The sequence below is a fragment of the Paenibacillus sp. 598K genome, assembly GCF_003851045.1.
Classification (GTDB): domain Bacteria; phylum Bacillota; class Bacilli; order Paenibacillales; family Paenibacillaceae; genus Paenibacillus_D.
On record NZ_BFBX01000186.1, the window covers coordinates 1 to 7268 of the forward strand.

Consider the following 7268-nt stretch of genomic DNA (forward strand, 5'->3'; position numbering starts at 1 on the left):
AAAGACGCTTTCAAACCCACGATAAAGGTGGGTTTGAAAGCGTCTTTGCGTAAGCTTGCATATGCTATTCAAGTCGGCGTGAGTGGAGGCCAGCCAGGCGCCTCCCGCGGAGCAGCCTGGCCCAGGGCCTGGTTCATGGCGCAGACGCGACTCATCGCCAAGCGATCAGCCGGGTCGCCTTGACTGGTCGGTTACTCGGTTTTGGGCGTAGCCGGAATTTGTTGCGTATTTTGATCGTCGACATATTTACGGATAATCGACACCTCGACGCGGCGGTTTTTGGCGCGGCCCTCCGGCGTCGCGTTGGTGGCGACGGGACGGTTCTCGCCAAATCCGCTTGCGCCGAATCGCTTCTGATCCAGCTCGGAATTGGACAGAATGACGTCAAGGAAACGGACTGCTCGCATCGTGCTCAGATACCAGTTGGATTCGAACTGATAGGTAGAGATCGGCTCGTTGTCGGTGTGGCCGGATACGAAGACCTCGTAGTCGGGGTAGTCGCTCAACATCTTGCCGATCGCCAGGCCGAGCTCGCGCGACTCTTCCTTGACGGTCGCGCTGCCAGAGGCGAACAGGGCGTTGTCGCTGATGACGATCATCAGCTGTGCCAGATTGAGCTGCGTCTCAAGCTGACTGGTCAGGCCATGATTTTGGATATACTCGTCGAGCTCCTTTTTGAGCTTCTCCAGATCCTCCTGTTCCTTCTGCATGAGCGACTTGCGCTGCTCCTCCAGCGTCTGGTCGTCCTGCTCCTCGCGATGCGCCTCGGTGTCGATCGGGATCTCGGTCTGCGGACCCGTGCGGATGACCGAGGGCGAGTCGAGCACGCCGTTGCCCCCGGTGTTGAAGGCGATGCTGAACGCCTGACTCATCTCCTCGAACTTCCTGGCGTCGACGGCGCTCATCGAGTAGAGCACGATGAACAGCGCCAGCAGCAGCGTCATCAAGTCGGCATAAGGGATCAGCCAGGATTCGTCGGCATGCTCTTCATGGTCGTTATGCTTGTGCCGTTTGCTCACTGACGACACCTTCTTTCTCGCTCATCTGCTGCCGTTCAGTCGGCGTGAGGAAGACAGAGAGCTTCTGACTGATGGCAATCGTCGAGACGCCGGACTGGATCGAGAGCAGCCCCTCAACCATCATGAGGCGGATCTCCAGCTCGCGCTTGGACAAGCGCTTCAGCTTGTTGGCGATCGGATGCCACAGCACATAGCCGGTGAAGATCCCGAGCAGCGTCGCGATAAAGGCGGCGGCGATCGCAGCGGCGAGCTTGTTCATATCGCTCATATCGGCGAGGGCGGCGATCAGACCGATAACCGCGCCGAGCACCCCAAGCGTCGGCGCATACATGCCCGCCTGGGAGAAAAGGAGCGCGCCAGCCTTGTGCCGCTCCTCGGTGGCGGCGATATCCTCAAGCAAGACGTCGCGGACGAAGTCCTGGTCGTTGCCGTCGATGATCATCCGCATGCCGTTGCGCAGGAACGGGTCCTTGATATCGTCTACCTGCGTCTCCAGCGCCAGCAGCCCTTCGCGGCGGGTGATGGTTGCCCAGTCCATGAACAGGCGGATCAGCTCGGCTCGCGGCACGAGCTGCTGGGCCGTGAAGACCAGCTTGATCAGTTTGGGGAATTTTTTGATCTCGGACATCGGGAAGCCGACGAACAAGGAGGCGGCTGTGCCGACGAGGATAATGACGAATGCGGCAGGATTGTATAGGTTGATCAGTGGCGCATGCTTCAGGAACATCCCGCCCACGACAGCCACGAGCCCAAGTCCGATACCGATTAGTGTTGATTTTTCCATAAGACACCCCGTCCAGAGAAGATGTAGGAGAACAGCCAAAACCAGATTCGACAACTCTCTCTACCTATATATCGACAGAAAGGACGGGGAGATTAGAGGCAAACGTCTGAATTGTGAGCCAAACGTGCATAAATGAACTATAATAGCTTAAAAAGATTGTGCAAACCATAAGGAAGTCGACAAACTAGGAAGGTGGAGAACATATCATGGGCGTAAAACATGCCAGAGAATATGCGGATATCCTCACAGAGCTGACGGAGGCGGTAGGGGCGATCGACAACAGCTACGAGTTTTTTGATATGTCCAGAGAGGATTGGGTGGCGCTTGGCGAGAGCGAGCGCAAGGAAGTGATGGAGGCGCTGGCCGATGATGTATTTTACGGGCTGGGGGAGCAAGAGATCATCCAGGTCGGCAGCGGCGTCATCACGCATCGGCCAAAGTTCCATGTCATCGAGGTGGCGGTAGACGGCACCGAGGTGCGGATCGTCAGACTGATCTGATGGCGGAGGTCTGTCTCCCAAGTTGAGGGTCGTCGCTACCGGGGCTTTACAATCTTTGCCTTCTCCCTTACAATCGTATCATATTATATGATGTGAAAATAGTTGACATATAAGTGGACGAGGGAGAGCGCATGTACAACTACGCTGACAATCAACCGTTGCCCGCTACGCCGTCCCTGAGAGAAGCGATCCCCTGCTACCAGCCCGTGCTGGCGCTGGATACCCGTCGGATCATTGGCTACGAGGTGTTGGGCAGGCGCCGTAGAGAAGGCCGTCTGGAAACGCTGGGGCCGTTTTTCACCGATCCCCGCGTGCTGGCGTCGGAGCAGATGCGCATCGACCGTCACATCCGTGAGCAGGCGCTGGCCGGACTGCGCGGACAGGACGAGGGGCAGCGTCTGTTCCTCAACCTCAAGCCGAGCTGGATGCATCAATCGTATCAGCAGAGCGGCGAGCTGCTCACCCTGCAATTGTTGAATAAATATGACATCGACGCGTCACGTATTGTCATCGAAGTGACGGAGGAGGCGTTTGGCGGCTCGATCCGAGCGCTGGTCGAGGTTATCGACGTCTACCGCCAGGCCGGCTGTCTGATCGCCATCGACGATGTCGGCACTGGCTTCAACAACGCCGACCGGATCGCCCAACTCGCGCCGGACCTGCTCAAGGTCGATATACACATGATGAAGCAGAGTGCCAGCCACAGCGGCTACTTCGGCGTGCTGCGCTCCTTTTCCACGCTGGCCGAGCAGATCGGCGCCTCTCTCCTCATCGAGGGCGTAGAGACGCGCGAGGATCTACAGCGGGCCATAGAGATCGGCGCGCGCTACGTGCAGGGCTACTTGTTCGCCCCGGCGGGGCCTGTGTTCTGCGAGGCAGACCGCTTCTCGGCGCTCGTGGAGGAGGAGCTGGAGGCCCATCGTCAGCGGCTGTACGCCGTCGAGCGCTACTGGCAGACGCAGAGCGCCCGCCTGCAGGAGCAGGCGGGCGCGGTGGCCGAGCTGGTCGACAGCGCGGTCGACGAGGATGTCGGGATCGAACGTCTGCTGGACGTCTTGCACGCCGACTGTATCCGTGTCTATATCTGCCGGGAGAACGGGCTGCAGCTCTCCTCCAACTATCGCCGGGAAGGCGCACACTGGCGCCGTCAGAGCCGCTATCAGGGGGCCAACTGGAGCTGGCGGCCTTACTTCGTCTCCAGCCTGCTGGCGATGCGACAGCGCGGCCAGAGCGGCGTCTCGCTCACCTATACCGATCTGGAGACCAAGGCGCGCATCCGCTCCGTCTCCATCCAGCTCGGGGCGGGACGGATCCTGTTCGTAGACATGCTCGACCCGACAGCCGTCCACGGCGGCTGAGCGCCGCTAGGATTCGCTGTCGGGTCGGAAGGTCTGCCTATGGCAAGATCGTGTGTTACAGAGCCTGCTAGGTCGCTTAGACGACGCCTTGCGCGATCATCGCGTCGGCGACATGGACGAAGGCAGCGATATTAGCGCCAGCGACCAGGTTGCCCGGACAGCCGTACTCCTCGGAGGCGGCGACAGCGCGATCGTAGATGTTTTTCATGATCAGGTGCAGCTTCGCGTCGACCTCTTCGAAGGTCCACGACAGACGCATGCTGTTTTGCGACATCTCCAGCGCCGAGACGGCTACGCCGCCGGCATTGGCCGCTTTGGCCGGTCCGAACAGGACGCCGTGCTCGAGGAACGTGTCGATCGCCTCGAGCGTGGACGGCATGTTGGCGCCTTCGCCGATCGCTTTGACACCGTTGCGCACGAGTGTTGCCGCAGCGTCGCCGTCGATTTCATTTTGGGTGGCGCAAGGCAGCGCGATATCGCACGGGATCGTCCAGATGCCCTCGCAGCCCGGCGTGAACGTCGCCTGCGGGCGGAAGTTGGTGTATTCGCTGATCCGCTTGCGGTCTCTTTCCTTCAGCTGCTTCAGCAGCTCGAGGTCGATGCCTTGCGGGTCGTGGATATAGCCGGAGGAGTCGCTGCATGCAACGACGGTAGCGCCGAGCTGTTGCGCCTTCTCGATTGCGTAGATGGCGACATTGCCGGAGCCCGAGACGACGACCGTGCTGCCATCGTAGCTCAGTCCTGCGGAGTTGAGCATCTCCTGTACGAAGTAGACGCAGCCATAGCCGGTAGCCTCTGTGCGTCCGAGGCTGCCTCCGTAGAGCACCCCTTTGCCCGTCAGTACCCCCGATTCATTGCCGCCGCGGATCCGCTTGTATTGGCCGAACATGTAGCCGATCTCGCGACCGCCGACACCGATGTCGCCTGCAGGCACGTCTGTGTCCTCGCCCAGATATTTATACAGCTCCGTCATGAAGCTTTGCGTGAAGCGCATAATCTCCATATCCGATTTGCCTTTGGGATCGAAGTCCGAGCCGCCTTTGCCGCCGCCGATTGGCAGGCCGGTCAGGGCGTTTTTGTAGATCTGCTCGAAGCCAAGGAACTTGACGATGTTGGCGTTGACTGACGGGTGGAAGCGCAGTCCGCCTTTGTATGGGCCGAGCGTGCTGTTGAACTGCACGCGATAGCCGCGGTTGACGCGTATTTTGCCTTGATCGTCTACCCAAGGCACCCGGAAGTAGACCAAGCGCTCCGGCTCCACCATCCGCTCAAGGACAGCCTGGTCGATATAACGGGGGTATTTTACGAGAACGGGAAGCAGAGTATCCGTAAATTCTTTAACGGCCTGGTGAAATTCGGGTTCATGCGGATTCCGGCGCACGACGCCCTCGTATACGGAACGGATATATTCCGCTGCCCGTGTTTCATGTTCGGTGATCACCGCTGTCAATAAAAACACTCCCTCTAGGTCGATTTGCACTATCTGACGTTTCTTTGCACTTAATCATGGATTTTATCGAATATGACATCACTTGGCTAATAAAAAATTTTTATCGGGTGGCGAAGAAAATTAAATGACAACGCAAATTACCCCCTGAAAACAGGGGGGTAAAGCGAACGATAAGCCTTATTTGACGCCGAATGTTCGGCATCTGCGAGGCGATTTTGAGGCGGCGATTTAGAGTAGTTCGCGACGCAAATCTTCCGGAGATTTCGGCGACAGGTAGCCGAGCGGGATGTCGAAAACGGTCCGTGCGCCGGTCTGGCCCTCGCGGCTCAGACGGTGGGCAGCGCGGGCATAAGCGACGAGCACGCTGGCCGTGAACTCGGGATTGCTGTCGAGCTTCAGTCCGAACTCGATGATCTGACGGCTGCCCTCGCCGGTGACGCCGCTGCGGATGACGAAGCCGCCATGCGGCATGCCGCTGTGCTCGGCCTTGAGCTGCTCCTCGGTGATGAACTCGACGGTCGTGTCATAGTCGGCAAAGTAGTTGGGCATCGTCACGATCGTCTCGCGGATCTGCGCTTGATCGGCGCCTTCCTCTGCGACGACATAGCAAGCCCGCAGATGCTTGGCGCGGGTCGGCAGCTCCGGCGTCTCGCCGGCGCGGATGCGCTCGATCACTTCCTGCTGCGGCACGGTGTACTGGACGCCGGCTTTGACGCCCGGGACGCGGCGGATCGCATCGGAGTGGCCCTGGCTGACGCCTTTGCCCCAGAAGGTGTACTCCTTGCCCTCAGGCAGGATCGACTGCGCGAGCAGGCGGTTCATGGAGAAAAGGCCTGGGTCCCAGCCGGTGGAGATGACGCTGATCGTGTCGGCGCGCTTGGCGACGGCATCGACGCTATCGTAAAATTGCGGAATGTTGGCATGTGTATCGAAGCTGTCGACCGTATTGAACATCGCTGCGATCGCCGGCGTCTGCTCCGGCAGATCTGTCGCGGAGCCGCCGCACAGGATCATGACGTCGATCTGCCCCTTGTACTGCTCGGCGGCAGAGATGTGTTCGAACTTGATGGCGCTATCTTGGCCGAGCTGGGCAGGCTCGCGGCGCGTGAATATGGCCACCAGCTCGAGATCGGGGTTCTGTGCGATGGCTTGCTGGACACCTTTGCCCAGGTTGCCGTAGCCGACGATGCCGACTTTGATCGTTGATTGCATGATAGTCCTCCTCGGGGTGTGAATAAAAAAAGGCTCTCCTCTAGTATAAGGATGTTACATCAAATGTAAACTATGAATCTGCGAAATGGCTCTTGTCATAGACCATACAGTAAAATTCGGCAGGGCCGGACGGCGTATTGCGCGTGTAGCTGTCCGTAATCGCAAAGCCAGCTCGCTCATAGGCGCGGATCGCGCGCGCATTCCATACGAGCACCTCCAGATCGATCTCGTCCTCAGGCGCGCGCCGGATGGCCTCGGCGACGATCCGTCTGGTCAACGTAGCGCCCAGGCCCTGGCCGCACAGCCTCGGGTGCAGCCCAAGTCCAAGCCGGGTGACGCCGAGCAGTGGGAAAAACTGAGCAAAGCCAATCAGTCGCTCTCCGCTGTCCACGACGGAGGCGAACTGGCGGCTCCGAATCTCGGGGTCGCCCGCCTCCGAGCCGCTGGCCAGCAGAACATCCCAAGCCGGCCAGTCGAACAGATCGTAGGGCGGCTCGTAACGCCACGAGCAGATCTGACGAGCATGCTCGGCCGTCATCGGGACGAGTTGGAGCTCGTCCGGCGCAGGCGTCTCGGGCAACGGCAGCTGGCTTTCGGGATGGGGTGCGGAGCGCTGAGGCTCGCTGTGGCGCTTGGTCATAGTTATTCCCTCTTTTCCGATGAAGTCGATCCCAGATGGCGGTCTCGCAGCTCGCTGGCGCAGGGCTACAGATAGTATATCAAATGTGCTGCGACTCATGATATGATGAGGGGCGTAACATCTTACAGCATGTGTCATGGCACAGAGAAAGGAAACTGCAATGCGTACTTTATTATGGTTAAGCTGTCTGTCGTATATGGTCATCGGCATGGCCCATGTCGTCGCGGGGGCGGTGCTGGAGCCGATGATGGCCTCCTACGGCCTCACCTACGGAGACGGCGGCCAGTTTATTATGAATCAATTCC

Annotated in this window: 7 protein-coding genes; 2 read left to right on the plus strand and 5 right to left on the minus strand. The window is 59.2% G+C overall.

The window, feature by feature from the left end; translation table 11 throughout:
* Positions 1–191: 191 nt before the first annotated feature.
* Positions 192–1019, minus strand: coding sequence for a flagellar motor protein MotB (locus PA598K_RS34155; RefSeq protein WP_128661186.1), 828 nt, complete (start codon positions 1017–1019; stop codon positions 192–194).
* The gene (gene motA, locus PA598K_RS34160) at positions 997–1803 is read right to left on the minus strand and encodes a flagellar motor stator protein MotA (RefSeq protein WP_128661187.1); all 807 of its coding nucleotides are present in this window, start codon (positions 1801–1803) and stop codon (positions 997–999) included. The genes PA598K_RS34155 and motA overlap by 23 nt, the downstream gene beginning before the upstream one ends.
* Before the next feature lie 206 nt (positions 1804–2009).
* On the opposite strand from motA, the gene PA598K_RS34165 reads away from it, so the two are divergent.
* On the plus strand, positions 2010–2303 hold the full coding sequence (locus tag PA598K_RS34165; RefSeq protein ID WP_128661188.1) for a hypothetical protein: 294 nt from the start codon (positions 2010–2012) through the stop codon (positions 2301–2303).
* A gap of 131 nt (positions 2304–2434) precedes the next feature.
* Entirely contained in the window at positions 2435–3661 is a 1227-nt protein-coding gene (locus PA598K_RS34170) for an EAL domain-containing protein (protein WP_128661189.1), read from the plus strand.
* A 76-nt stretch (positions 3662–3737) separates the two neighbouring features.
* Here the strand turns inward: PA598K_RS34170 and gdhA are convergent, their stop codons facing one another.
* The 3 genes from gdhA to PA598K_RS34185 all read right to left on the minus strand — a co-directional run bounded on the left by gdhA (position 3738) and on the right by PA598K_RS34185 (position 6963).
* Positions 3738–5111, minus strand: a complete 1374-nt coding sequence (gdhA, locus tag PA598K_RS34175) for an NADP-specific glutamate dehydrogenase (protein WP_128661190.1) — start codon at positions 5109–5111, stop codon at positions 3738–3740.
* A 228-nt stretch (positions 5112–5339) separates the two neighbouring features.
* Entirely contained in the window at positions 5340–6323 is a 984-nt protein-coding gene (locus PA598K_RS34180) for a diaminopimelate dehydrogenase (protein ID WP_128661191.1), read from the minus strand.
* A gap of 70 nt (positions 6324–6393) precedes the next feature.
* Positions 6394–6963, minus strand: a complete 570-nt coding sequence (locus PA598K_RS34185) for a GNAT family N-acetyltransferase (protein WP_128661192.1) — start codon at positions 6961–6963, stop codon at positions 6394–6396.
* Positions 6964–7268: the final 305 nt, after the last annotated feature.